Raw genomic sequence first — 22,851 nt, forward strand, 5'->3', positions numbered from 1 at the left:
AGCCAGGGTACGCAGCGCTCAGGCGGTGCGGCTCTCCGGGGGCGGGGCGGGCTTGCGGCGGGGCGGGAAGACCTCGCCGGGCGTGGGGATGGGCCGGTCCGGGCGGGGGCCCTTGGGCCGCGGCTCGCGCTGCGGCTGCGGGGGCCGCTTGGGTTCGGGCTCCCGCGCGGGTTCCTGTTCCCGGCCGTTGCGGGCCCCTGAGCGGCCGCCAGGCAGCGCGCGGAGCCGCACCCGTACGGATTGTTCGGCCAGTTGCTCGCAGTGGCGCAGCAGGGCGCTGCGGCGTGCGAGTTCGGCCCCGCCGGCGCAGCGGGTGCGCAGCGAGCGCAGTGCGGCGAGGTCGTCGGGGCCGGGCACGTGCCCGGCGGCCAGTGCCTCCTTCAGCTGCGCGAGGTAGCCGGCGGCGGAGCCGGGCAGGGCGTCGCGGTAGCGGGCGAGGTCGGCCAGCAGGAAGGTGCGCAGCCGGCCGCCTTCGCGGACCGCCTCGTCGACCGCCTCGGCCAGCCGGAGGTATTCCTGGATGTCCCGGTCGCGCTCCGGCCCGGGGGTGCCGGGCGGGGCGGTGGAGGACGTCGTGGTCAGGGCATGGGCGAGGGCGCGACGGAGCACACGCAACTCATCGGCGCTGAACGCCATGCCGCCGCGGGTTCCGTTTGGCATTGGCATGTGGCGACTTTACGACCGATTCCGACAAAACCGGCTTAATTCGTGAATGGTGGCGCGGCAGAACCCGACAGAACCGGTACGGCGGACGCGGGCGGGCGCCACCCGCGCCGGGCCGTTTCCCTCCCAGGGCCGGGGCTCTCCCTCCCTGGGCCGGGACTCCTAGGACCGGGCGACGTTCCGCTCGTAGACCAGGCGCAGCCCGATGAGGGTGAGCCAGGGCTCGTGCGCGTCGATCACCGAGGATTCGCCGAGGACCATGGGGGCGAGGCCGCCGGTGGCGATCACGGTCACCTCGTCGGGGTCGTCGGCCAGCTCCCGCGCCATCCGGTGGACCACGCCGTCGACCTGGCCGGCGAAGCCGTAGAGGATGCCGGACTGCATCGCCTCGACGGTGTTCTTGCCGATCACGCTGCGCGGCCGGGCCAGTTCGATCTTGCGGAGCTGGGCGCCCTTGACGCCCAGCGCGTCCACGGAGATCTCGATGCCCGGCGCGATGACCCCGCCGACGTATTCGCCGCGCGCGCTGACCGCGTCGAACGTGGTGGCCGTGCCGAAGTCGACGACCACCGCCGGACCGCCGTAGAGCTCCACCGCGGCCAGGGCGTTGATGATCCGGTCGGCGCCGACCTCCTTGGGGTTGTCCATGAGGATCGGCACGCCCGTCTTGACGCCCGGCTCGACCAGGACGGCGGGCACGTCGCCGTAGTAGCGGCGGGTGACCTCGCGCAGCTCGTGGAGGACGGAGGGCACCGTGGAGCAGATGGCGATGCCCTCGATGCCGTCGCCCAGGTCGTCGCCGAGCAGCGGGTGCATCCCCATCAGGCCCTGCAGCAGCACGGCGAGTTCGTCGGCGGTGCGGCGGGCGTCGGTGGAGATCCGCCAGTGCTCGACGATCTCCTCACCGTCGAAGAGCCCGAGGACGGTGTGGGTGTTGCCCACGTCAATGGTCAGCAGCATGGCGGTCAGCGGTCCTCACGCGGCTCGGCGTCCCGGGAGCCGGCCTCCTCGCCGTCCTCGTGCCCGCCGTCCTCCTCGCGCAGGTCCAGGCCGATGTCGAGGATCGGCGAGGAGTGCGTGAGCGCGCCCACCGCCAGATAGTCGACGCCGGTCTCGGCGTAGGAACGGGCGTTGGCGAGGGTGAGCCGGCCGGAGGACTCCAGCATCGCGCGGCCCGCGACCAGCTCGACGGCCTCCTTGGTCTGCTCCGGGGTGAAGTTGTCCAGCAGGATCAGGTCGGCACCCTCGGCGAGGATCGGCGGGATCTGGTCGATCCGGTCGACCTCCACCTCGATCGGCACACCGGGGAACTCGGTCCGTACGGCGGTGAACGCCTCGGCCACCCCGCCCGCCGCGACGACGTGGTTGTCCTTGATCAGCGCGGCGTCCGACAGCGACATCCGGTGGTTGACACCGCCGCCGCAGCGCACCGCGAACTTCTCCAGGGCGCGCAGTCCCGGCGTCGTCTTACGGGTGTCGCGGACCTTGGCCTTCGTTCCTTCGAGGAGGTCCGCCCAGGCCCGGGTGGTGGTCGCGATACCGGAGAGCCGGCACAGGATGTTGAGCGCGCTGCGCTCGGCGGTGAGCAGGTCGCGGGTGCGGGTGGTGACGCTCAGCAGCTTGGTGCCGGCCTCGACCCGGTCGCCGTCCTCGACGTGCCGTTCGACCGCGAACTCGTCGGTGCACACGATGGACAGCACCGCTTCGGCGATCCGCAGACCGGCGACCGTGCCGGCCTCACGGGCGGTGAAGTCGCCGGTGGCGACGGCGTCCTCGGGGACGGTGGCCACGGTCGTGACGTCCACGCCCTGGTCGAGGTCCTCCTCGACGGCGAGGTGCGCGATGTCCTCGACCTGTACGGGGTCGAGCCCGGCGGCCACCAGGAGGGCGGCCAGATCGGGGTCGAGCCCGCAGGTCAGCGGGTCGAGCTCGTACGAGGCGTCGTCACCGCCACCACAGCCGCAGGCGTCGCCGCAGCCACCGGTGGGGGCGCCGCCGCCGGGCCTGCCGATCTGGAGGAGGGGGAGGTCGTCGGGGGTGCTGCTCACGGGATGGGCTCCGTCTTCGGGATGGGGTGGTCGGTGGGGTCTTCGGGGCGGGCGGGCCCGGCGGGCTACCGGAGGGCCGGCGGGAAGCCGGCGTCCTCGGTCGTACGGATGGTCAGCGCGCGGTCCGCGTCCAGGGTGATGCGGAAGTGCCGGCGCCAGGAGGCATCGTCGCGGTCGGGGTGGTCCTCGCGCCAATGGCAGCCGCGGGTCTCCTCGCGGCGCCGGGCGGCGGCGACCAGCACCCGGGCGACGCACAGCAGGTTGGTGGCCTCCCAGGCCTCCACACCGGGCTCGGGGGCCTTCTGCGCGGCCTCCGGGGCGCCGGCCTGCGCGTCGGCCGCCGCGGTCGCCTCCTGGTGGATGCGGTCGAGTGCGGCGGCGGCACGGGCCAGGCTCTCGGCGCTGCGCACCACCCCGGCGCCGGCGGTCATGATCCGCTGGACGGCCGTGCGGGTCTCGGGGGCCAGCAGCGGGAGGGTGGCCGGGGGCGCGGCCGGCGCACCGGCGGCCACCGGGGCGGGGCCGTCCGCGGGGCGCGGCGCGGGGCCGCCCGCGGCGATGTCGGCGGCGATCCGCTCGGCGAAGACCAGGCCCTCCAGAAGGGAGTTGGAGGCGAGCCGGTTGGCCCCGTGGACGCCGGTGCAGGCGACCTCACCGCAGGCGTAGAGGCCGGGCACCGTGGTGCGGCCGTGCAGGTCGGTGCGGACGCCGCCGGAGGCGTGGTGCGCGGCCGGGGCGACCGGTATCGGTTCGGTGACCGGGTCGATGCCGTGGCTGCGGCAGGCGGCGAGGATGGTCGGGAAACGGCTCTCCCACATCGGGGCGCCGAAGTGCCGGCCGTCCAGATACATGTGGTCCACGCCCTGTTCGAGCGAGCGGCGCAGGATCGCCTTGGCGACGATGTCCCGCGGCGCCAGTTCGGCGAGCTCGTGCTGACCGACCATGAACCGGGTGCCGTCGGCGTCGACGAGGTGCGCGCCCTCGCCCCGTACGGCCTCGGAGATCAGCGGCTGCTGGCCCTCCGCTTCCGGCCCCAGATAGAGCACGGTGGGGTGGAACTGCACGAATTCGAGGTCGGACACCTCGGCGCCAGCGCGCAGCGCGAGGGCGACGCCGTCACCGGTGGACACGGGCGGGTTGGTGGTGGCGGAGAAGACCTGCCCCATGCCCCCGGTGGCGAGGACCACGGCCGGGGCGTGCACGGCTCCCACGCCGTCGTGCTGGCCCTCCCCCATGACGTGCAGGGTGACGCCGGAGGTGCGGCCGGCCTCGTCCGTGAGGAGGTCCAGGACGAGGGCGTTCTCGATGGTGCGCAGTCCGGCGGCGCGGACCGCCTCGACCAGGGCGCGGGAGATCTCGGCCCCGGTGGCGTCGCCGCCGGCGTGCGCTATCCGGCGCCGGTGGTGGCCGCCCTCACGGGTCAGCGCTATCTCGTCGCCGCCCGGGGTGGTGTCGAAGCGGGCACCGGCCGCGATCAGCCGGTGGACGGCGTCCGGGCCCTCGGTCACCAGGGCGCGTACGGCGGCCTCGTCGCAGAGTCCGGCGCCCGCGACGAGGGTGTCGTCCAGGTGCTGCTCGGGGGTGTCGCCGTCGCCCAGGGCCGCGGCGACACCGCCCTGCGCCCAACGGGTGGAGCCGTCGTCCAGGCGGGCCTTGGTGACCACCACGGTGCGCCGGCCGGCCGCGGCACAGCGCAGAGCGGCGGTCAGCCCGGCCACGCCGGACCCCACGACGACGACGTCGGCCTCGATCGCCCAGCCGGGGGCGGGGGCCTTCAGGCGTATGCCGGGTACGGGGCCGGTGGCTGTTGCGGTGGCGGGCGCGGTCATCGGGTCGCTCCGAGGGGGCCGGGGGGTGGGGTGGGCGGTACGGCGGTCGCGGGGGCGGACCGCTCGCGGGCGGCGGATGCAGGTGCCCGGGCTTCCTGAGGGACGGGCGTCACGTCGTCGCGGCAACCGGAAGCGGCGCCGGAGGCCGGCGACTCCGCGCCGAAGGTGAGGCGGAGGTTGTCGATGAGGCGCGTGGTGCCGACCTTGGCGGCCACCGCCAGGATCGCCTCCCCCACGTACGCGTCGGAGATCTCCGTGAAGTCGGACGGGTCGACCAGCGCCAGGTAGTCGAGCACCAGGGGCGGGTCGAGCCGTGCGGCGTCCTCCAGGACGGCGCGGGCGGCGGCGCGGGCGACGGACGGCGCGTGCCGGGGGACCGCGGCGGCGTACGCGACGGCGTGCGCATCGGCGGCCGCCCGGTCCTCCCCGAGGGCGGCCAGCGCCGCCGAGCGGTCCTGGGCCGCGTGGGCCGTGCAGGCGGCGCGGGCGCGCAGCGCCTCCTCGGCGGTGAGCCGGTCGCGCGCCGCGAACAGGGCCGCGGACAGCGCCAGCGCGGTGCGCCGCTCCGGGGCGGACAGATAGCGGTTGCGGCTGGAGAGGGCGAGGCCGTCCTCCTCGCGCACCGTGGGGACGCCGATGATCTCGACGGGGAAGTTGAGGTCGGCGGCCATCCTGGTGATGACGGCGAGCTGCTGGGCGTCCTTCTGGCCGAAGAACGCGAGGTCGGGCGCGGTCAGGTGGAGCAGCTTGGCGACGACGGTCAGCACACCGTCGAAGTGCCCGGGCCGGCTGGCCCCCTCCAGGCGCGTCCCCATGGGCCCGGCGGTGATCCGGACCTGCGGTTCGCCGCCCGGATAGACCTCGTCGACGGACGGCGCGAAGACGGCGTCCGCACCGGCCGCCAGGGCCAGCTCGACGTCCGCGTCCAGGGTGCGCGGATAGCGGTCCAGGTCCTCACCGGCCCCGAACTGCAGCGGGTTGACGAAGACCGTGACGACGACCTGGCCCTGCGCTCCGGCCCGCCGGCGGGCGGCGCGGACGAGGGTCGCATGGCCCTCGTGCAGCGCCCCCATGGTCATGACGACGGCCCGCGCGCCACTACGGCGCGGCAGGTCACGGAGCGCGGCGGCGGTGTGGAGGAGGGTCATCGCTCGTCTCCCTCGGGGCCGTGACCGTCCTGGCCCGGATCGTTCGGACCGGGGCCGTCCTGGCCGGGGCCGTTCGGGCCCGGGCCCTTCGGGCCGGTGGCGGGCGGGGAGTCGGGGGCGGCACCGGCGAGCACGCCGAGGAGGTCCTCGGCCAGCTCCGGCTTCAGCAGGCCGTGGGCCAGCGCCCGGTCCGCGGTGGCCCGGGCCATGGCGAGGTATCCGGCGACGTTCTGGGGGGCGTGCCGGCGCAGTTCGGCGACGTGGGCGGCGACGGTGCCCGCGTCACCGCGCGCCACCGGGCCGGTCAGGGCGGCGTCGCCGGACCGCAGCGCGTTGTCGAGGGCGGCGCCGAGCAGCGGGCCCAGCATCCGGTCCGGGGCCTGCACGCCCACGTCACGCAGCAGCTCCAGCGACTGGGCAACCAGGGTGACCAGGTGGTTCGCGCCGATGGCCAGCGCCGCGTGGTAGAGCGGACGGTCCGATTCCGCGATCCATTCGGGCTCCCCGCCCATCTCGATGACCAGCGCCTCCGCGGCCATCCGGAGCTCCTCGGGCGCGGTCACCCCGAACGAGCAGCCGGCCAGCCGCTGGACGTCCACGGAGGTGCCGGTGAACGTCATCGCGGGGTGCAGCGCGAGCGGCAGCGCCCCGGCCCGGGTGGCCGGGTCCAGCACCGCCGTCCCGAAGCGCCCGGAGGTGTGCACCAGCAGCTGTCCCGGCCGTACGGCGCCGGTCTCCGCGAGGCCGCTCACCAGGCCCGCGAGGGCGTCGTCGGGGACGGTCAGCAGGACCAGCTCGGCGCGGGCGAGCACCTCGGCCGGGGTGACCAGCGGGACGTCCGGCAACAACTCGGCCGCCCGCCGCACGGAGGCGTCGGAGACCCCCGACACGGCGACCGGGCGGTGCCCGGCGAGCTGCAGGGACGCGGCCAGGGCGGGGCCGACCCGGCCGGCGCCGACGACCCCGACCGTCAGCCGGGCGGGGCGGTCCTGGGCCTCGGTGGGCGGATGTGCGTTCACGTGGCGATGGCCTTCCGTTCCAGTCCTCAGGGGGTACCGGACGATTCCTCGCCATGCTACGCGAGTGTTTCCGGGAGACTTCAGAGCTGTACGGAGGGTGAGACGCGGATCTCTCCCAGAGTTATCCACAGGTTTTTCCACAGGGCTCGCGGGCTGTGCGCAGCTGCGTCATGATCGGTCCCGACGGCGACCCACGCACGGGCCAGCGCACGGGCCAATCAGTCCGGCGGCAAGCCACCGCACGGCAAGCCACCGCACGGGCGGCCCACCGCACGGGCGGAACGGAATCGTCGCGAAACGGCAGGCGGGCGGACCGGGGTCAGGCTGAGGGCCGGCGACGGCTGGGGGCAGGTTCACGGCCGTAGACCGGCTCACGAAGGACCAGGGGGTGACGGGGATGACCGGATGAGGGGGACGAGGGAATGACGGGGATCATGAAAGACAGCGACAAGGGCAGCGACCACGGCCCCGGCGTGAGCGAGGCCGGGAGCGGCAGCTCCCGGGAGGCGCGGCGGATCGCCGCACTGCGCCGGGTGGCGCGGTCGCTCGCACCGGCCCCACGGCCCGAAACGGTCCGCGAACGGCTGGACCGACTGGTGGCCGACGCCCCCACCGCCTACGACCTGGACAAGATCACCGACATCTACGCCGACGACGACGGGATAGTCGGCGAGCTGGAACGCCGTACCGCCGAGGCGCTCGGCACGGAGGCCGCCGCCTTCTTCCCGACCGGCACGATGGCCCAGCAGGTGGCGCTGCGCTGCTGGGCGGGGCGTACGGGCAATGCGACGGTCGCCGGCCATCCGCTCTCCCACCTGGAGATGCACGAACGGGACGCGTACGCAGTGGTCAGCGGATTGCGGATGGTCCATCCGACCCGCGCGCCCCGGCTGCCGACCGCCGAGGAGATCTACGGGCTCCAGGAGCCGTTCGGAACCCTGGCCCTCGAACTCCCCCTGCGCGACGCCGGTTTCGTACTGCCGGAGTGGGACGAGCTGACCGCGGTGGTGGCGGCCGCCCGGGACCGGGACGCGGTGGTGCACTTCGACGGCGCCCGTCTGTGGGAGTGCGGCCCGCACTTCGGCCGCACGCTCCCCGAGATCACCGCACTCGCGGACAGCGTCTACGTCTCCTGCTACAAGTCGCTGGACGGCATATCGGGCGCCGCGCTCGCCGGTTCCGAGGACTTCGTCGCAGAGGCACGTGCCTGGCGCCACCGCTACGGCGGCCAGCTGTTCCAGCAGTGGCCCGCCGCGCTGGCCGCCCTGGCGGGCCTGGACCGCGAACTCCCCCGGCTGCCGGAGTACGCCGCCCACGCCAAGGTGGTCGCACAGGCGCTGCGCGAGGGCCTGACGGCGGCCGGCGTGCCGTGGTTCAGGGTCCACCCGGAGGTGCCGCACACCCATCAGTTCCAGGTGTGGCTGCCGCACCCCTCCGCGGTCCTGGACGAGGCCGTCATACGGCAGGCGGAGGAGAGCAGGACGGCGCTGTTCCGCGGCTGGTTCGAACGAGGCCTGACCGAACCGCCGGGAGTGGCCCTGACCGAGGTCACGATCGCCGCGCCCGCCCTGGAATGGACACCGCAGGACGTCCGTACGGCAGTTGCGGCATTCATGCGGTGCGTGAGGGAGGTGCGGGCCGGGTCGGGGGCGTGACGGCCTTTCGTCTCATGGGGTGGCGGTGGGGGTGGGGGTGGGGCGGGGGCCCCGGGGGGAGGCGGGGGAAACGTCGAGGGAGCCCCCCAAGGGCCGCGCCGCACCCGAGGTTCCTCGCATCGCCCTCCGGAGGCGTCGCCACCAGCGGATTTCGCGCACGGTGCGCACGGTGTGGGTGCCGGGGAGGGGCGGGGCGGTCTCGCCTCGTCGGGCGGCCCGGTAGGCGTCGAGAAGGTGCTGCTGGTTCGCGTTCATGCCGCCACTCTGGAACGGACGGTCCGCCCGCGGCGCATCGATTGACGGGAGCCGTCAATCGACGACCGCGCAGGTCGCGGGCTCGCGCATGATGGGCCCATGGCCAACGTCATCGACATCACCGGGCTGCCCACGGAGCGCATCGTCTTCGCCCCCTCTCCGCTCGCGGAGTTGGGCGCCGCGCTGCACGCCCTGTCGGAGCCAGGACACCACCCCGGGCTGCACGGCTGGGTCACCGCCACCAACGCGGCCCTGAAGACCGACCTCGCCGACCGGCTGTGCGAGGCGGACTTCCTGTGGCGGTCCTCCCGTTCCGACATCCTGCTGCCGGCCCACCCCGGATCGACGCTGGCCGAGGAACTGGACGAGCTGGACAAGATCGACGACGAGCGGTTCGTGGCCGCCGCGTTCGAGATCTCCTGCTCGGCGACCTACACCCGCGCCACACCGTCCCCGCTGGTCGATGCCGAAGAACGGGCGCGGGTACGGGAGATGGCCGCCGCGCGCGGTCCGCGGCAGGCGGCCTTCACCGACCGGATGCTCACCGACCCCGACGGCCTGCGGGTCTGGCTGCGCCGCCTGCTGGAGGACTGCGAGGACGCGTTCTTCGGGGACATCTGGCGCCGGGTGGGCATCCAGTTGGCGGCCGATGCCCGGCACAAGACCGAACTGCTGCGGCGCAAGGGCCTGGCCGAGACGCTGCCCGCGACCTCGATCGCACTGTCGCTGGACGAGGCGCAGGACGGGAGCGGCGGCGTCCGCATCATGGTGGACAAGTTGGCCAGGGGCCGTACGACGGCGTTCGCGAGCCCCGGGGATCCCGGCGTCACGTTCCTGCCGACGTCGTTCGGCTGGCCGCATCTGCTGGTCAGTTACGCCCCGGGCTGGCGTCCGGTGCTGCAGTACCCGGTCGCCAGCCCGGAGTTGCCGGCGCCGGCCACGCTCGAACTCATCCAGCAGCGGCTGGAGGCGCTGGGGCATCCGATGCGGATGCGGCTGTGCCGCACGCTGGCGCGGGGGCCGCATACGACGGGGGAGCTGGCGAACTCGTACGGCATCACCTCACCGGAGGTGTCGCGGCACATCACGACGTTGAAGAAGGCCGGGCTGATCCAGACGCGGCGCCGTGGGCGCTATGTGCTGCACCAACTGGACCTCCAGGTGGTCGCCCGGCTGGGCAGCGACTTCCTGGAGGGCGTACTGCGCTGACGGCGTGCTGCGCTGGAGGACGTCTGTGCTGACGGGCGTACTGCTGCGCCATACGCCTTGTGCTGGAGGACGTACTGCGTGCGCGGCAGGGCGTACCGCGCCGAGGTCCTCCCCCGGCACCTCTCCGGCCTATCCCCGGCCCTCCCGGCCCCGACCCACACCCGCCGTCGCCCGACCCTGCCCTACGTGCCCGCCGGCCCCTACGCCCCCGCTCCGCCGGCCCGCACCAGCCCCGTTTCGTACGCCAGCACCACCGCCTGGACCCGGTCGCGGAGGCTCAGCTTCGTCAGGATGCGGCCCACGTGCGTCTTGACCGTCGCCTCGGACAGCACCAGCCGGGCCGCGATCTCGCCGTTCGACAGCCCCTGGGCGACCAGCAGCAGCACCTCGCGCTCGCGGTCCGTGAGCCGCTCCAGCTCGGGGCGGCCGGGCTCGCCGGAGGTGGCGGGCAGCATGGGCGTGAAGCGGTCGAGGAGCCGGCGGGTGGTGGACGGTGCGACGACGGCGTCGCCGCTCTGCACCGCGCGGATCGCCGCGAGCAGTTCGCCGGGCGGCACGTCCTTGAGCATGAATCCGCTGGCCCCGGCCTTCAGTGCGGAGAAGGCGTACTCGTCCAGGTCGAAGGTGGTCAGGATGAGCACCTTGGGGGCGTCCTCCTTCTGGCCGCCCTCGCAGATCCGGCGGGTGGCCTCGACCCCGTCCAGATGCGGCATCCGGACGTCCATGAGGATCACATCGACCTTGGTGGAGCGCAGCACCTCCAGCGCCTCGGCGCCGTTCCCCGCCTCCGCGACGACCTCCATATCCGGCTGGGCGGCCAGCACCATCCGGAACCCGGTGCGCAGCAGCACCTGGTCGTCGACGAGCATCACGCGGATGGTCATGGGTCAGGGGTCCCTTCGTGGGCTGATGGCTGAGCGGGTGGAGCAGGTCGAGCGGGTGGAGCGGGTCGAGCAGGGCGCGGTGGGTCGAGCGCAGAGGGTCGAGCGGGTCGCGTGGGGCACAGTAGGTCGAGTGGGGGCTGCGTGAGGTGAGCGGGCTGCCGCAGGAGGGCCTGCTCGGCTCAGCGCATCACATGCCTCACCGGCCTGGTTTCAGGGGGAGTACGGCGCTGACGCGGAATCCGCCGCCCGGGCGCGGGCCGGCTATCAGGGTGCCGCCGACCATGCCGACCCGTTCCCGCATGCCGATCAGGCCGTGGCCGAGGCCGTCCGCCCCGCCCGATTCGTAGAGCTCGTGCTGCGCACCGCGGCCGTCGTCCTCGACGAGCAGTTCGAGGTCGTCGTCCCGGTAGCTGAGGCGGACGGTGGCGGCGACGTCGGGGCCGCCGTGTTTGCGGCTGTTGGTGAGCGCTTCCTGGACGATGCGGTACGCGGTCAGTTCGACGCTGCTGGGCAGCGGGTGCGGCTCGCCGTCCACCCGGAAGTCGACGGGCAGTCCGGCGCCGCGGACCTGGTCGATGAGGTCGGTGAGCTGTTCGACGCCGGGCTGGGGGACGTATTCGCCGCCTTCGGCCTGTTCGCCGGTGCGCAGCACGCCCAGCAGGCGGCGCATCTCGGCCAGTGCCTGGCGGCCGGTGCCGGAGATCGTTTCCAGGGCCTGCCGGGTCTGTTCGGGCGCGGCATCGAGGACGTAGGCGGCGCCGTCGGCCTGGACGACCATGACGGAGACGTTGTGGGCGACGACGTCGTGCAGTTCGCGGGCGATCCGGGCGCGCTCGGCGGCGACCGCGATACGTGCCTGGGTCTCGCGCTCCTTCTCCAGCCGGGTGGCCTTCTCCTCCAGCTGGGCCCAGTAGGCGCGGCGGGTGCGTACGGAGTCGCCGAGGACCCAGGCGAGCACGAAGGGGACGGTGAGCAGCGCCGTGAAGAACAGGCTTTCCCACAGCTGCCGCCTCTCGGGCCCCTCCCCGAAGCGCACCAGGGACAGGGCCGGGCCGACGAGGGCGCCGGCGAGGGCGCAGCGGGAGGCCCAGCGGGCGGTGGAGGTGCCGGATGCGACGGTGTACGTGATCACGAACATCGCGAAGTTGCCGATATTGGGCGGGATGTTGAAGATCAATTGGCCGACGCCGATGGCGGCCGTCAGCAGCAGCATCTTCACCGGGGCCTTGCGGCGCAGCGCCACGACGAGGCAGAGGCCGACCGTGAAGATCGCGGCGGCGATCTGGCGGGCGCCGAAGAGGTCCGTGCTGACGACCCACAGGCTGGTGAACCCGAGGAGAAGGACGGCCCAGAAGGTGTCCACTCCCGTCGGGTGCCTGCGGAGGAAGTCATAGAGGCGCTGCACGTCACCCAGCGTAGGCAGAGCGGAAAGGTGTACGAGTCAACCGGAGGGGCGATCCTCTACGTCAGCTCTACTCCCCAAGGTGGAGACTCCATGCACCAAATGTGTCGGACCAGGGGACGGCCTGCACATCAACCCGTGGGTCGACCTGGCGCCCCGCCCGTACCGTGGGGTGGTGACGAATGAGTGGTGCGGCTGGCGGGACGCGACCGAACGGGCACTGTACGGGGCGGACGACGGCTTCTACACGCGGCCCGGTGGCCCTGGTCCGGCCGGCCATTTCCGCACGTCGGTGCATGTTTCCCCGCTGTACGCCGGTGCCGTCGCGGCCCTGCTGTGCCGGGTGGACGGCGCGCTGGGCCATCCGGAGGAGCTGGCGCTGGTCGACGTGGGCGCGGGCCGCGGTGAGCTGCTGACGGGGGTGCTGGCCGCGCTGCCGGACGGGGTGGCCGCCCGGCTTCGCCCGTACGCCGTCGAGCGGGCCGCGCGCCCCGGGGGGCTGGATCCGCGGATCGACTGGCTGGGCGAACTGCCGGCGCCCGGCTCGGTCACCGGGCTGCTGTTCGCGAACGAGTGGCTCGACAACGTGCCGGTGGACATCGTCGAGACGGACGGGGACGGGGTGGCTCGGCGGGTGCTGGTCCGCGCGGACGGCACCGAGCGGCTGGGCGAGCCGGTCGACGGCGCGGACGCGGAGTGGCTGCGGCGCTGGTGGTCGCCGCCGGCCCCGTCCGCCGCTCCTGACGTCCGTGCCGCGCCCACCGTCCGTGCCGCGCCCTCCCCCGGGCTCCGCGCGGAGATCGGGCGTCCTCGGGACGAGGCGTGGGCGCGGGCCGTCCGTACGCTGCGCGCCGGGCTCGCGGTCGCCGCCGACTACGCGCATGAGCGGGATGACCGTCCGCTCTTCGGCACCCTCACCGGCTTCCGCGACGGCCGCGAGGTGCGCCCTGTTCCGGACGGCAGCTGTGACATCACGGCGCATGTGGCGCTGGACGCCTGCGCCGGGCCGTCGGCCGAGCTGCTGACCCAGCGCGAGGCGCTGCACGCCCTGGGGGTGGACGGCCGTCGTCCGCCGCTCTCCCTGGCGTCCACCGACCCGGCCGCGTACGTCCGGGCCCTCGGTACGGCCGGCGCGGCGGCGGAACTGACCGATCCGGCGGGGCTCGGGGGCTTCGGCTGGCTCGTGGAGCCGGTGGGCGGGGAGTGCGCGGGCCTGCTCAAGCCGTGATGCCGGGGCTGCTCAGCTGTGAGGCCGGGCCTGCTCGGGCCGTGAGGATGCTGCCGGGGCTGGGGCCTTCCGGCGGGACGCCTCGTCGGCGTTCCGCGAGGGCGTCCCGTGATGGCGTCCCGCGAGGGCGTTCCAAGGGGTGGGACGGCGCAGGCCCAGGGCGTCCACCGGGGTGGCGGGCTGCGAAACTGTTCCCATGACGGAGACGACGGTCGGCATCGGCGGCGCGGCGGAAAGCACCGACATGGTGCTGAACATCGGCCCGCAGCATCCCTCCACGCACGGTGTGCTGCGGTTGCGCCTCGTCCTGGACGGCGAGCGGATCCAGCACGCCGAGCCGGTGATCGGATACATGCACCGGGGTGCCGAGAAGCTCTTCGAGGCCCGCGACTACCGCCAGATCATCATGCTCGCCAACAGGCACGACTGGCTGTCGGCGTTCTCCAACGAGCTGGGTGTGGTGCTGGCCGTCGAGCGGATGCTGGGCATGGAGGTGCCCGAGCGCGCGGTGTGGACGCGAACGCTGCTGGCCGAGCTGAACCGCGTGCTGAACCATCTGATGTTCCTCGGGTCATACCCCCTCGAACTGGGCGGTATCACCCCCGTCTTCCACGCGTTCCGTGAGCGCGAGGAGCTCCAGACCGTCATGGAGGAGATCTCCGGCGGCCGGATGCACTACATGTTCAACCGCGTCGGCGGCCTCAAGGAGGACCTGCCCGCCGGCTGGCTGGGCCGGGCCCGGCAGGCCGTCGCGGATGTGCGCTCCCGTATGGACGTCTTCGACAACCTGGTGCTGGGCAACGAGATCTTCCGCGGCCGGACCCGGGGCGTCGGGGTGCTCGCCCCGGAGACGGTGCACGCGTACGGCGTTTCCGGGCCGATCGCCCGCGCCTCGGGCGTCGACTTCGACCTGCGGCGCGACGAGCCGTACCTCGCGTACGGGGAGCTGGCGTCCACGCTCAAGGTGGTCACCCGGGAGGAGGGCGACTGCCTGGCCCGCTTCGAGTGCCTGCTGGAGCAGAGCCACAACGCCCTGGATCTCGCCGACGTCTGCCTGGACCGGATCGCGGAGCTGCCGCCGGGGCCGATCAACCAGCGCCTGCCGAAGGTGCTGAAGGCGCCCGAGGGCGCGACGTACGCCTGGACCGAGAACCCCCTCGGCATCAACGGCTACTACCTCGTCTCCAAGGGCGACAAGACGCCGTACCGCCTGAAGCTGCGCTCCGCGTCATACAACAACATCCAGGCGCTGGTGGAGCTGCTGCCGGGGACGCTGGTCGCCGACATGGTCGCGATCCTCGGCTCGATGTTCTTCGTCGTCGGTGACATCGACAAGTAGAGCACCGGCGAGGGCACCGATGTTGTCCACAGGCTGTGGACAACATCGGTGCCCTCGTCGGCTCCCGCCCCCGAAAACCACTCGGCCCCGGAGCCGGTCGGGGCTTCGGGGCCGAATGTTTGAGAGCGAGGGCGGGGGGTCGGGAGCCCGCCGAATCCGGAAATGACAGCCAGGAAACGGCGGTCAGGAGATGGCGGTCAGGAAATAGCGGTCCGGAGGGCGCCGAGGTCGAGTTGCTCGGTCTCGTCGTGGGCGGTCAGGTCGATGACCTCGCCGGTACCGCTGGTCGTCTCGCCGTCCGCGGTAGAAACCCCGTCCTGCGTGCCCTCCACGGGCGCCCCGGGCTGCGGCTCCCCCGCGTCCTGCTCGTTCTGCTCGTCGCCCGCAACCCGCTCAGCGGCGGCCGGCGCGGCACCGGACTCCGGCGCGCCCCCCGCCTCCGTACCGGCCCCGGGGAGGGCCGTGCGGCCGGCCGTACGGGCCGCCGTCCGGGCCGAGTGCTCGGCGAGGGCCTCGTCTCCGACGACGTCCGCCAGGTCGTCCTCCAGCGGCGCGGGCAGCTGACGGGGGCCGGGGGCGGTCGCGTTGCCGAAGAAGTCGAAACCGCCCACGGTGCGCGAGGCGGTGGGACGCAGCGGGGCGACCGCGGCGGCGGACGGGACCGGGCGGAGCGCGGGTCCGGCGGCGGTGGCCGTACGGGCGGCGAGAGCGCCGCCCGTGCGCTGTGCGGCGGCCGCCTGGCCGTTCCCCCGGCCGTTGTCCCCGTCCTGGCCGGTGGGGCCGCCCGAAGCGGTGTGGCCGCCCGGTGCGGGCTGCGCGGGCCGCTCGGCGGCGGCGCGCTGCCGGGCGGCGTTGCGCGCCAGTTGACGGAGCGCCTGGTCGGCCTGCGCGTACGCCGCGGCGGTCGGGGCCGGCACCGGCCGGTCCGTCGACGGCCGGCCCGAGGTCTCACGGTCCACCGATGCCTGACGGCCCGACGCTTGGCGGTCCACCTGTCCCCGGCGGCCCGCTGCCGGGGCATCGGGGGCGGTGGGCGCGGCCGCTCCTGCGGACCCGGGCGCCCGGGAGGTGCCGGCGGCGGCCGGGAGTGCCCGGGCCGGGGCGGTCGCCTCGATGGCGAGCAGCCGGCGGCCCTCCAGGGCGCTGGCCCGCTCGGTCTCGGCGGTGGCGTAACGGCGGAGCAGCTCGGCGTGTTCGCTGCGCAGCCGGGCCAGTTCGGCGCGCTTGGCGCGCAGCTTGGTGTCGAGGGCGGCGCGGAGCTCGCGGGACTCCTCGATGTCGGTTTCGAGCTCGGCTATCCGCTCCTCGGTGCGCCACTCGTCGCGCACCCGGGCGCGGGTGAGTTCGGCGACCCGTCGGCCGGCCTTGCGGTCCCAGCTCCTCAGCAGGACGGCACCGGTGACGGCCGCGGCCGCCGCGCCCGCGGCGAGCACGCGTTGGACCAGATCATCGCCGACAAACCACGGGCCCGCGGCGCAGACAAGGGACACACCGGCGACCGTCGTGGGAGGAAGCAGCCGGTGGAGGGGTGGGGAATGGCGGTGGCGTCCTCGTGGCATGGCCAGAAACTTACCGTGCGTGCGGGATCTATGGGGCCCGGCCCACAAATCCGTTTCCGGCTGGTTACTTCCTGACCAGTCCCTTCGCCTCCACATATGACTGCGCGACATCCGCGGGCTTGAGCCGCTCGGCATCCACCTTGCGGTTCAAGTTGATCAAGTCTTCGGTGGTCAGGGTGCGGGTGAGCTTCCCGAGGGCGCTCTCGATCCGCTTGTCCCCGGCACTCTTGGCATTCACCACCGGCAGCACATTGTCGGCGTTCTGCAGCCGCTTGTCGTCCTTGAGGAGCACCAGTCCGAAGCTGTCGAGCGTGGCGTCCGTGGTGGTGGTGAGCACCAGTTGATCGGTGCTGTCCTTGACGGCCTGCTTGGCCTGCGGCGTCCCGACTCCCTTGGGGTCCAGACCCGTGATGTCGATGCCGTACGTCTTCTCCAGGCCCGGCTTGCAGAACACCCGGGTCTCGCACTCCTCACCCGAGGCGAGTTTGATCTTCTGCTTCGATTCTCCGAGGTCGGAGAGGGTGGAGAGCGAGTGCTGCGCGGCGAATTCCTTGCTCACCGCGAAGGCGTTCTGGTCCGTCGCGCGGCCTGCCGGCAGCACCTTCAGTCCGCGCGGTCCGGCGAGCTTCTTCAGTGCCGCGACCGTCTTGCCGATGTCGCCGGACGCGACCGGCTTCGCCTTGCTGCCGTTCTTCTTCGCGTTGAGGAATTCGGCGAGCGTGGAGGCATATTCGGGAACGACGTCGATCTGGCCCTTCTCCAGGGCCGGTTCATACAGCTCTCGATTGGCGAGGGTCTGAACTCGGGTGCGGTAACCGGCGTCCTGCAGGAGCCGGGAATAGATCTCGGCGAGCACCTTGGACTCGGTGAAACCCGCCGAGCCGATGACCAGCTCACCGCGCTTTCCGCCCTTGCCCTCGCCGCCGCCCTTCTCCTCCAGGGTCGGGCCGCCGCACGCGGCCAGCCCGGCCGCCACCGCCAGCACCGTGCCCGCGACCACCGCGGTACGTGCCGTGCGTGCCGTACGCACCGTGCGTTCCGCGCGTGCAATGCGTTCCGTGCGTGCCGTGTTGCTTCTCATCGCTGCCACGTGGGTGCTCCTTCAGCCCGTCAGTCAATTCAGTCCGTAAGCCGGCGGCCCCTCAGCCGGCAGCCCGTCCGTCAGTTCCGTCCGTCAGTCCGCCGACCCCTCAGCCCGTCAGGCCGCCGGCCCCTCAGCCCGTAAGTCCGTCAGTCCGTAAGCCCGTCAGTCCGCCGGTATCAGCTCTGCGCGGGACCGGGCGGACCGCATGGTTCGCCGGCCGCCCCGCATCGGGTCGAGGAGCCGTTCGGCGAGGACGAGGACGCCCTCCACAGCCAGGGCGAGGACGGCCACCAGCAGCGCGCCCGCGACGACCTGTGCGGTGTCGTAGTTGCCGAAGCCGGCGGTGATGATCCGGCCCAGTCCCCCGCCGCCGGCGAGCGCCGCCAGGGTCGCGGTCGCCACCACCTGGACCGTGGCCGACCGCAGGCCCGTCATGATCAGCGGGTAGGCGAGCGGTATCTCGACCCGGAACAGCACCTGCGGCCCCGACATACCCATCCCGCGCGCGGCCTCGACCACATTGCGGTCCGCCTCCCGCATCCCCAGATAGGCGTTGGTCAGCAGCGGCGGCACCGCGAACAGCACCAGCGCCAGGACCGTCGGCCAGTCGCCGTGCCGGCCCAGCGGGCTGAGCGTCAGCAGCACCAGGACCGCGTACGTCGGCACCGCCCGCCCGATGTTGGCGAGATTGACCGCCAGCGCGCCGCCCTTGCCGAGGTGACCCAGCCAGAGCGCCACCGGCAGCGCGATCAGGCAGGCCAGGGCCAGACACACCGCGCTGAGCCGGACGTGCTCGGCGAGGCGGTGCGTCACGCCCTTCTCGCCCGCCCAGTTGGCGGCCGTCGTCAGCCACTGCCAGGCCCCCGCGATCACGCCCATCGCTCAGCCCACCGCCTTCGTGGCACGGGTCCGGCCACGCGCCCACGCCGCCGCCCTGCCCCACACCCCGGCCCGGACCCCGGTACGGGCCCCGGCCCGCGTCCACGGCGTCAGCAGCCGCTCCAGGGCCATCAGCAGGATGTCCGCGACCAGCGCCAGCAGCACGCACAGCACCGAGGCCGTCAGCACCTCGGCCTTGAAGAAGCCGGCCATTCCGCTGGCGATGAGGTTGCCCAGGCCGCCGTAGCCGACGACGGAGCCGACGGTCGTCATCGCCACCGTCGAGACCGTGGCGATCCGCAGCCCGGCCACCAACGCCGGTATCGCCAGCGGGAGTTCGACGCCGAACAGCAGCCGCACCGGGCCGTACCCCATGCCGCGGGCGGCCTCCCGCACCCCTGCGGGCACCGCCTGCAGACCGGCGAGGATGTTGCGCACCAGGATCGTCAGCGAATACAGCACCAGGCCCGTCACGACCACCGCCGCCGAGACCCCGAAGACCGGTGTGAGCAGCGCGAACATCGCCAGCGAAGGGATCGTGTACAGCACCGTCGTCAGCCCCAGCACCGGCCCGGCCGCGCCCCGCCGGCTACGCGCCACCAGCGCCAGCGGGAAGGCGAGCAGCAGGCCGAGCGCGACGGACACGGCGGTGATGCCGAGGTGCTGGACCGTGGCGTCCAGCAACTCCTGGCTGCGGGTGCGCAGATACTCACCGCACACCCAGTCGTTCGCCTCCAGGCAATTCGCCCCGCCCGCCCGGCCGCTCATACCGTCACCTCCCCCGCCGGTCCTCGCCCGACCACGCCGCCCCGGGCGCACCGTGCGGCATCTCTGCCCTGGCGCAACCCGTTCGCTCATCTTTTCGATGCCGTGTGACCGACCCTAGACCCGACCACTGACAATCGCACCGGCCCCGCCGCCCACCGGCCCGTATCGCCATCCACCCGCAACACCCCGTTCACGGCCGGCGGCAGGCGGCGGTACGGGTGGCAGGCGGCGCACGGGCGGTCCGCGAGGCGCAGAGGTGCCGGGCCCGCCCGCAACGCGCCGCCGGGCCTGCCCGCAACGCCGCCGGACCCGCCTGCCCAACGCCGCGGGGCCCGGCCCGCGCAGCGTCTCGCTGTCGCAGGCCGGGCCCCGCCCGGTGTCACTGTGCGGGTCAGGCCCGCGCGTCGGCCCCGCCGTCGCCCTCGTCGTCCGGCAGCTTGCAGACCCTCTCCAGGAAGATCGCGGCGACCACCACGGCCGCGCCGGCGAGCACCGACAGACCGGCGTAGATCGCCTGGTCCCGGCGGGCTTCGACATCGAGGCCGGCGGTCAGCAGGAAGACGCCGACGCCGCCGTACAGCCCGGCCACCAGCGCCGCCACCAGGGCGCTCGCCTGGCCGAAAATCACCGCACGGGCGGCCAGCAGCGGATCGACGCCCTTGGCGCCGGGCCGCCGCTCCCGCTGGGCCCGCAGCCGTCCGCGGATCTCGAAGGCGGTGCCCGCGAGTACGGCGGCGAGGAACGCCAGCACGATCGGCGCGGCCACCGGCACACTCGGGAGCGTGCCGAAGGAGTCCCACAGCCGGGCGCCGCCCCAGGCCAGCACCCCGGCTGCCAGGAACAGCCCGACGAGCACCTTGATGTGTAGCTGTTTCACCGAGCGATCGCCCCTCGCACCGTCCTGCCCCTTACCGCCACCGCGGCCGTCCTCGTCGTCGTACCGCCGCCGTCGCCATGGCCGTCACTCCGGTCCCGCGACCGCGCCGGTCCCACGACTCCTCCGGTCCAACGCCTACTCCGGCAGCCGGAGTTCCAGGTCCGCGCGCGGCAGCACGCCCGTGCGGCCGACCACCGAGAGGAGCTCGGCCACCGCACCGCGCCCGGGAACCTCCGCCTCCGGGTCGATGTCGTACCACGGCGCCAGGACGAAGGCCCGCTCATGGACGCGCGGGTGCGGCAGCGTCAGCCGCGGGTCGTCGGAGACGATGCCCTGATAGGCCACGATGTCGACGTCGATGGTGCGCGGCCCCCAGCGCTCGTCGCGGACCCGCTTGAAGGCCTCCTCGATGGCGTGCCCGCGCTCCAGGAGGGAGTCCGGCGGCAGGGTCGTCTTGATCAGCACCACGGCGTTGAAGTACGACGGCTGGCTGCCCTGCGCGACGCCCCACGGCTCGGTCTCGTACACCGGGGAGACCGCTTTGACCCGCAGACCGGGCGTGTCCTCCAGCGCGTCCACGGCGCCCTGGAGGGTCTCCAGGCGGTTGCCGAGGTTGCTGCCGAGGGAGATCACGGCGTGCTTGGGGTTGGAGAGCGTCACATCGGCGGCGTCCACCTGCTCCACGACGGAGGCGGGCACCGGCTGTACGGTCGGGTCACTGCTGGTGTTCATGTACTCGACTCCGAGTGATGGTGATGGTCACGTCGTCGAAGGGGACGGTGATCGGCGCGTCCGGCTTGTGCACCACCACCTCCACTTCCTGCACACCCTCGTGCTTGAGGCACTGGTCGGCGATGCGCTCCGCCAGGGTCTCGATGAGGTCGACGGGCTCGCCCTCCACGACGGCCACCACCTCCTCGGCCACGACGCCGTAGTGCACGGTCTTCGCGAGATCGTCGGAGGCGGCCGCCTGACGGGTGTCCAGACCGAGCACCAGGTCCACGATGAAGGTCTGGCCTTCTTCGCGCTCCCGCGGGAACACCCCGTGGTGGCCTCGGGCCCTCAGCCCACGCAGCGCGACACGATCCACGCGAATCACTCCCACTGGTCCACGGCACCTCTGGCGCCACTGTTCGTCGGTTCCGGGCAGGCGCCGGAGCGATCCGGCAACACTGCCCCGCCATCGAATCTACCTTCGAGCACCGACAGTCCTCGCCCACGGGGGCTATGGACAAGACCCCGACCTGCTGCTAGGCGTGCCGCACGAGCGGGCCGGGAGATCGTCCGCGCGCCTCTTACCCCCTGGTCCGCGCCCCACCCCTACCCGTCCCGCACTTGGCTCGAACGGGTGCGCCCTCGTCCATATGGCTGACGCCCGCCGCTGACACCGGCACAGAACCGGGCCATCGGCGCAAGTCCGGACGGCCATGGCAAGGCTCACACACCGGCCGGCCCCGGGCACACCCCCGACACGCACCGGCCACAGCCCCGGCACATCCCGCTCACCCGCCGGCCACTCCCCCGGCAGGCGCGGTTCACACCGCGCCCGCGTCCGGCTCCCCCTCGTCGTCCTCGTCCTCGTCGTCCTCGCGGTCCGCCAGCACCGGCGACCCGTGGTGCGACCACACCCGCCAGCCGTCGTCCGTGCGCCGGAAGACGTTCGTCGCCACCACCAACTGGCCGATCAGCGGCCCCACCGACCCGTCGTCCTCGGCCGGCCCGCCGCTGAGGATGTTCTCGGTGCAGGTCACCAGCGCGGTGTCCCCGACGACGTCGATCTCGACGTCGGTCAGGAAGAACTGGATGTACTCGGTGTTCGCCATGATCAGGGCGTACGAGCGGAGCACCTCGCCGCGACCGCGGAGCACCGGCCACCCGGGATGCACCACGCTCACCTGACCGTCCAGCCACAGCTCGGACAGCGCCTCGTGATCGCCGCGCTCGATGGTCTCGTACAGGGTCGTGTTCGCCTGCTCGACCAGCTCGATGTCCGTTCGTGGGCCCAAGCCGCTCACACCGCTCCCGTCGTCTTCGACGTCCGCTTCGTCCTACCGTCCGTACCGTCCGCCGGGTCCGTTCCGGCGGCCGTGGTCGCCGCGCCCTCCACGGCACGGGCCACCCGTACCGCGTCCGCGCTCGCCCTGACCTCGTGCACCCGCACCGCCCAGGCCCCCTCTCGCGCCACCATCGCCGATACCGCCGCCGTCGCCGCGTCCCGCTCCCGGGCCGGCGGCGGGGCCGCTCCCTCGTCCCCCGCCAGCACCCTGCCCAGGAACCGTTTCCTCGATGCCGCCACCAGCAGCGGCCGGCCCAGCGCCCGCAGCCGCTCCAGACGGGCGATCAGGGCCAGGTCGTGCTCCGCCTGCTTGGCGAAGCCCAGACCGGGGTCGATGACGATCCGCTCGGGGTCGATGCCGCCGGCCACCGCGCGCTCCATGGCCTGCCCGAGCTCGTCGACGACCTCGGCGACCACGTCGCCGTAGACGGCGCGGTTGTTCATGTCGATGGACTGGCCGCGCCAGTGCATCACGACGAACGGCACGTGGTGCGCGGCCACCACCGGCACCATCGCCGGGTCGGCGGCACCGCCGCTGACGTCGTTGACCAGCCGCGCCCCCGCCTGCACCGCCTGCTCGGCGACCGAGGCGCGCATGGTGTCGACGGACACCACGGCGCCGGCCGCGGACAGCTCCCGTACGACCGGGACGACCCGCCGCAGCTCCTCGGCCTCGTCCACCCGCGCCGCGCCCGGACGGGTCGACTCGCCGCCCACGTCCACCAGGTCGGCACCCTGTGCCACCAGGTCCAGGCCGTGTTTGACGGCGAGTTCGGTGTCGAACCACTCACCGCCGTCGGAGAACGAATCGGGCGTCACGTTCACGACGCCCATCACCGCGCAGCGGTCCCAGTCCGGCAATCCGGCCACCTGGCCACGCAAGGTACTCATGGGACCAGCGTAGGCCGTGTGCCGACCGGCCGGATTGCCACCGTCGCCTGGGGCGTAC

General features: G+C 73.3%; 22 protein-coding genes. 4 read left to right on the plus strand and 18 right to left on the minus strand.

Annotated features, from left to right (window positions below):
* Positions 1–18: 18 nt before the first annotated feature.
* The 6 genes from ACZ7MX_RS28150 to ACZ7MX_RS28175 form a co-directional block, all read right to left on the minus strand.
* The gene (locus ACZ7MX_RS28150) at positions 19–636 is read right to left on the minus strand and encodes a hypothetical protein (RefSeq protein ID WP_472136287.1); all 618 of its coding nucleotides are present in this window, start codon (positions 634–636) and stop codon (positions 19–21) included.
* A 189-nt stretch (positions 637–825) separates the two neighbouring features.
* Positions 826–1,623: a type III pantothenate kinase gene (locus ACZ7MX_RS28155; RefSeq protein ID WP_030416769.1), complete on the minus strand. Its 798-nt coding sequence runs from the start codon at positions 1,621–1,623 to the stop codon at positions 826–828.
* A gap of 5 nt (positions 1,624–1,628) precedes the next feature.
* Positions 1,629–2,711 (minus strand): carboxylating nicotinate-nucleotide diphosphorylase, encoded by a 1,083-nt coding sequence (gene nadC / locus ACZ7MX_RS28160; RefSeq protein WP_472136027.1) that lies wholly within the window; start codon positions 2,709–2,711, stop codon positions 1,629–1,631.
* 65 nt (positions 2,712–2,776) lie between these two features.
* Positions 2,777–4,540, minus strand: coding sequence for an L-aspartate oxidase (locus ACZ7MX_RS28165; protein WP_472136028.1), 1,764 nt, complete (start codon positions 4,538–4,540; stop codon positions 2,777–2,779).
* Positions 4,537–5,688 (minus strand): pantoate--beta-alanine ligase, encoded by a 1,152-nt coding sequence (panC, locus tag ACZ7MX_RS28170; protein ID WP_472136029.1) that lies wholly within the window; start codon positions 5,686–5,688, stop codon positions 4,537–4,539. The genes ACZ7MX_RS28165 and panC overlap by 4 nt, the downstream gene beginning before the upstream one ends.
* Positions 5,685–6,707, minus strand: coding sequence for a Rossmann-like and DUF2520 domain-containing protein (locus ACZ7MX_RS28175; RefSeq protein WP_472136030.1), 1,023 nt, complete (start codon positions 6,705–6,707; stop codon positions 5,685–5,687). Before ACZ7MX_RS28175 ends, panC begins: the two co-directional genes overlap by 4 nt.
* Before the next feature lie 434 nt (positions 6,708–7,141).
* Between ACZ7MX_RS28175 and ACZ7MX_RS28180 the strand changes: the two genes are divergently transcribed.
* On the plus strand, positions 7,142–8,362 hold the full coding sequence (locus tag ACZ7MX_RS28180; protein ID WP_472136031.1) for a threonine aldolase family protein: 1,221 nt from the start codon (positions 7,142–7,144) through the stop codon (positions 8,360–8,362).
* A 12-nt stretch (positions 8,363–8,374) separates the two neighbouring features.
* Here the strand turns inward: ACZ7MX_RS28180 and ACZ7MX_RS28185 are convergent, their stop codons facing one another.
* Positions 8,375–8,617 (minus strand): hypothetical protein, encoded by a 243-nt coding sequence (locus tag ACZ7MX_RS28185; RefSeq protein WP_472136032.1) that lies wholly within the window; start codon positions 8,615–8,617, stop codon positions 8,375–8,377.
* 99 nt (positions 8,618–8,716) lie between these two features.
* On the opposite strand from ACZ7MX_RS28185, the gene ACZ7MX_RS28190 reads away from it, so the two are divergent.
* Complete coding sequence (locus ACZ7MX_RS28190) at positions 8,717–9,826, plus strand: DUF5937 family protein (protein WP_472136033.1); 1,110 nt, start codon at positions 8,717–8,719, stop codon at positions 9,824–9,826.
* Positions 9,827–10,026: 200 nt separating this feature from the next.
* On the opposite strand, the gene ACZ7MX_RS28195 is transcribed toward ACZ7MX_RS28190, so the two are convergent.
* Both ACZ7MX_RS28195 and ACZ7MX_RS28200 read right to left on the minus strand, forming a co-directional pair.
* Entirely contained in the window at positions 10,027–10,710 is a 684-nt protein-coding gene (locus ACZ7MX_RS28195) for a response regulator transcription factor (protein ID WP_310728355.1), read from the minus strand.
* A 196-nt stretch (positions 10,711–10,906) separates the two neighbouring features.
* Positions 10,907–12,115, minus strand: coding sequence for a sensor histidine kinase (locus tag ACZ7MX_RS28200; protein ID WP_472136034.1), 1,209 nt, complete (start codon positions 12,113–12,115; stop codon positions 10,907–10,909).
* Positions 12,116–12,287: 172 nt separating this feature from the next.
* On the opposite strand from ACZ7MX_RS28200, the gene ACZ7MX_RS28205 reads away from it, so the two are divergent.
* Both ACZ7MX_RS28205 and ACZ7MX_RS28210 read left to right on the plus strand, forming a co-directional pair.
* Entirely contained in the window at positions 12,288–13,340 is a 1,053-nt protein-coding gene (locus ACZ7MX_RS28205; protein WP_472136035.1) for an SAM-dependent methyltransferase, read from the plus strand.
* A gap of 196 nt (positions 13,341–13,536) precedes the next feature.
* On the plus strand, positions 13,537–14,679 hold the full coding sequence (locus tag ACZ7MX_RS28210; RefSeq protein WP_030414992.1) for an NADH-quinone oxidoreductase subunit D: 1,143 nt from the start codon (positions 13,537–13,539) through the stop codon (positions 14,677–14,679).
* 197 nt (positions 14,680–14,876) lie between these two features.
* Here the strand turns inward: ACZ7MX_RS28210 and ACZ7MX_RS28215 are convergent, their stop codons facing one another.
* The 9 genes from ACZ7MX_RS28215 to folP form a co-directional block, all read right to left on the minus strand.
* Positions 14,877–16,169: a hypothetical protein gene (locus tag ACZ7MX_RS28215; protein WP_472136036.1), complete on the minus strand. Its 1,293-nt coding sequence runs from the start codon at positions 16,167–16,169 to the stop codon at positions 14,877–14,879.
* A 133-nt stretch (positions 16,170–16,302) separates the two neighbouring features.
* A complete protein-coding gene (locus ACZ7MX_RS28220) occupies positions 16,303–17,319 on the minus strand; it encodes an ABC transporter substrate-binding protein (RefSeq protein ID WP_472136289.1) in 1,017 nt (338 codons plus the stop codon).
* 165 nt (positions 17,320–17,484) lie between these two features.
* Entirely contained in the window at positions 17,485–18,201 is a 717-nt protein-coding gene (locus ACZ7MX_RS28225; RefSeq protein WP_472136037.1) for an ABC transporter permease, read from the minus strand.
* Between the two features lie 3 nt (positions 18,202–18,204).
* Positions 18,205–18,969 (minus strand): ABC transporter permease, encoded by a 765-nt coding sequence (locus ACZ7MX_RS28230; protein ID WP_472136038.1) that lies wholly within the window; start codon positions 18,967–18,969, stop codon positions 18,205–18,207.
* A gap of 391 nt (positions 18,970–19,360) precedes the next feature.
* The gene (locus ACZ7MX_RS28235) at positions 19,361–19,846 is read right to left on the minus strand and encodes a DUF3180 domain-containing protein (protein ID WP_472136039.1); all 486 of its coding nucleotides are present in this window, start codon (positions 19,844–19,846) and stop codon (positions 19,361–19,363) included.
* Between the two features lie 135 nt (positions 19,847–19,981).
* A complete protein-coding gene (folK, locus tag ACZ7MX_RS28240; RefSeq protein ID WP_472136040.1) occupies positions 19,982–20,578 on the minus strand; it encodes a 2-amino-4-hydroxy-6-hydroxymethyldihydropteridine diphosphokinase in 597 nt (198 codons plus the stop codon).
* On the minus strand, positions 20,562–20,936 hold the full coding sequence (gene folB / locus ACZ7MX_RS28245) for a dihydroneopterin aldolase (protein ID WP_472136041.1): 375 nt from the start codon (positions 20,934–20,936) through the stop codon (positions 20,562–20,564). The genes folK and folB overlap by 17 nt, the downstream gene beginning before the upstream one ends.
* A 445-nt stretch (positions 20,937–21,381) precedes the next feature.
* Positions 21,382–21,852 (minus strand): nuclear transport factor 2 family protein, encoded by a 471-nt coding sequence (locus ACZ7MX_RS28250; RefSeq protein WP_037809296.1) that lies wholly within the window; start codon positions 21,850–21,852, stop codon positions 21,382–21,384.
* Between the two features lie 5 nt (positions 21,853–21,857).
* Positions 21,858–22,793: a dihydropteroate synthase gene (folP, locus tag ACZ7MX_RS28255; protein WP_472136042.1), complete on the minus strand. Its 936-nt coding sequence runs from the start codon at positions 22,791–22,793 to the stop codon at positions 21,858–21,860.
* Between the last annotated feature and the right edge of the window lie 58 nt (positions 22,794–22,851).

This window comes from Streptomyces sp. NPDC107765 (assembly GCF_055657085.1).

Excerpts from the sequence above, each read along its gene's own strand:
- ACZ7MX_RS28150 (WP_472136287.1), bottom strand. The coding sequence starts at position 636 with ATGGCGTTCAGCGCCGATGAGTTGCGTGTGCTCCGTCGCGCCCTCGCC.
- ACZ7MX_RS28155 (WP_030416769.1), bottom strand. The coding sequence starts at position 1,623 with ATGCTGCTGACCATTGACGTGGGCAACACCCACACCGTCCTCGGGCTC.
- ACZ7MX_RS28165 (WP_472136028.1), bottom strand. The coding sequence starts at position 4,540 with ATGACCGCGCCCGCCACCGCAACAGCCACCGGCCCCGTACCCGGCATA.
- panC (WP_472136029.1), bottom strand. The coding sequence starts at position 5,688 with ATGACCCTCCTCCACACCGCCGCCGCGCTCCGTGACCTGCCGCGCCGT.
- ACZ7MX_RS28180 (WP_472136031.1), top strand. The coding sequence starts at position 7,142 with ATGAAAGACAGCGACAAGGGCAGCGACCACGGCCCCGGCGTGAGCGAG.
- ACZ7MX_RS28185 (WP_472136032.1), bottom strand. The coding sequence starts at position 8,617 with ATGAACGCGAACCAGCAGCACCTTCTCGACGCCTACCGGGCCGCCCGA.
- ACZ7MX_RS28190 (WP_472136033.1), top strand. The coding sequence starts at position 8,717 with ATGGCCAACGTCATCGACATCACCGGGCTGCCCACGGAGCGCATCGTC.
- ACZ7MX_RS28195 (WP_310728355.1), bottom strand. The coding sequence starts at position 10,710 with ATGACCATCCGCGTGATGCTCGTCGACGACCAGGTGCTGCTGCGCACC.
- ACZ7MX_RS28210 (WP_030414992.1), top strand. The coding sequence starts at position 13,537 with ATGACGGAGACGACGGTCGGCATCGGCGGCGCGGCGGAAAGCACCGAC.
- ACZ7MX_RS28220 (WP_472136289.1), bottom strand. The coding sequence starts at position 17,319 with ATGAGAAGCAACACGGCACGCACGGAACGCATTGCACGCGCGGAACGC.
- ACZ7MX_RS28225 (WP_472136037.1), bottom strand. The coding sequence starts at position 18,201 with ATGGGCGTGATCGCGGGGGCCTGGCAGTGGCTGACGACGGCCGCCAAC.
- ACZ7MX_RS28230 (WP_472136038.1), bottom strand. The coding sequence starts at position 18,969 with ATGAGCGGCCGGGCGGGCGGGGCGAATTGCCTGGAGGCGAACGACTGG.
- folK (WP_472136040.1), bottom strand. The coding sequence starts at position 20,578 with ATGAACACCAGCAGTGACCCGACCGTACAGCCGGTGCCCGCCTCCGTC.
- folP (WP_472136042.1), bottom strand. The coding sequence starts at position 22,793 with ATGAGTACCTTGCGTGGCCAGGTGGCCGGATTGCCGGACTGGGACCGC.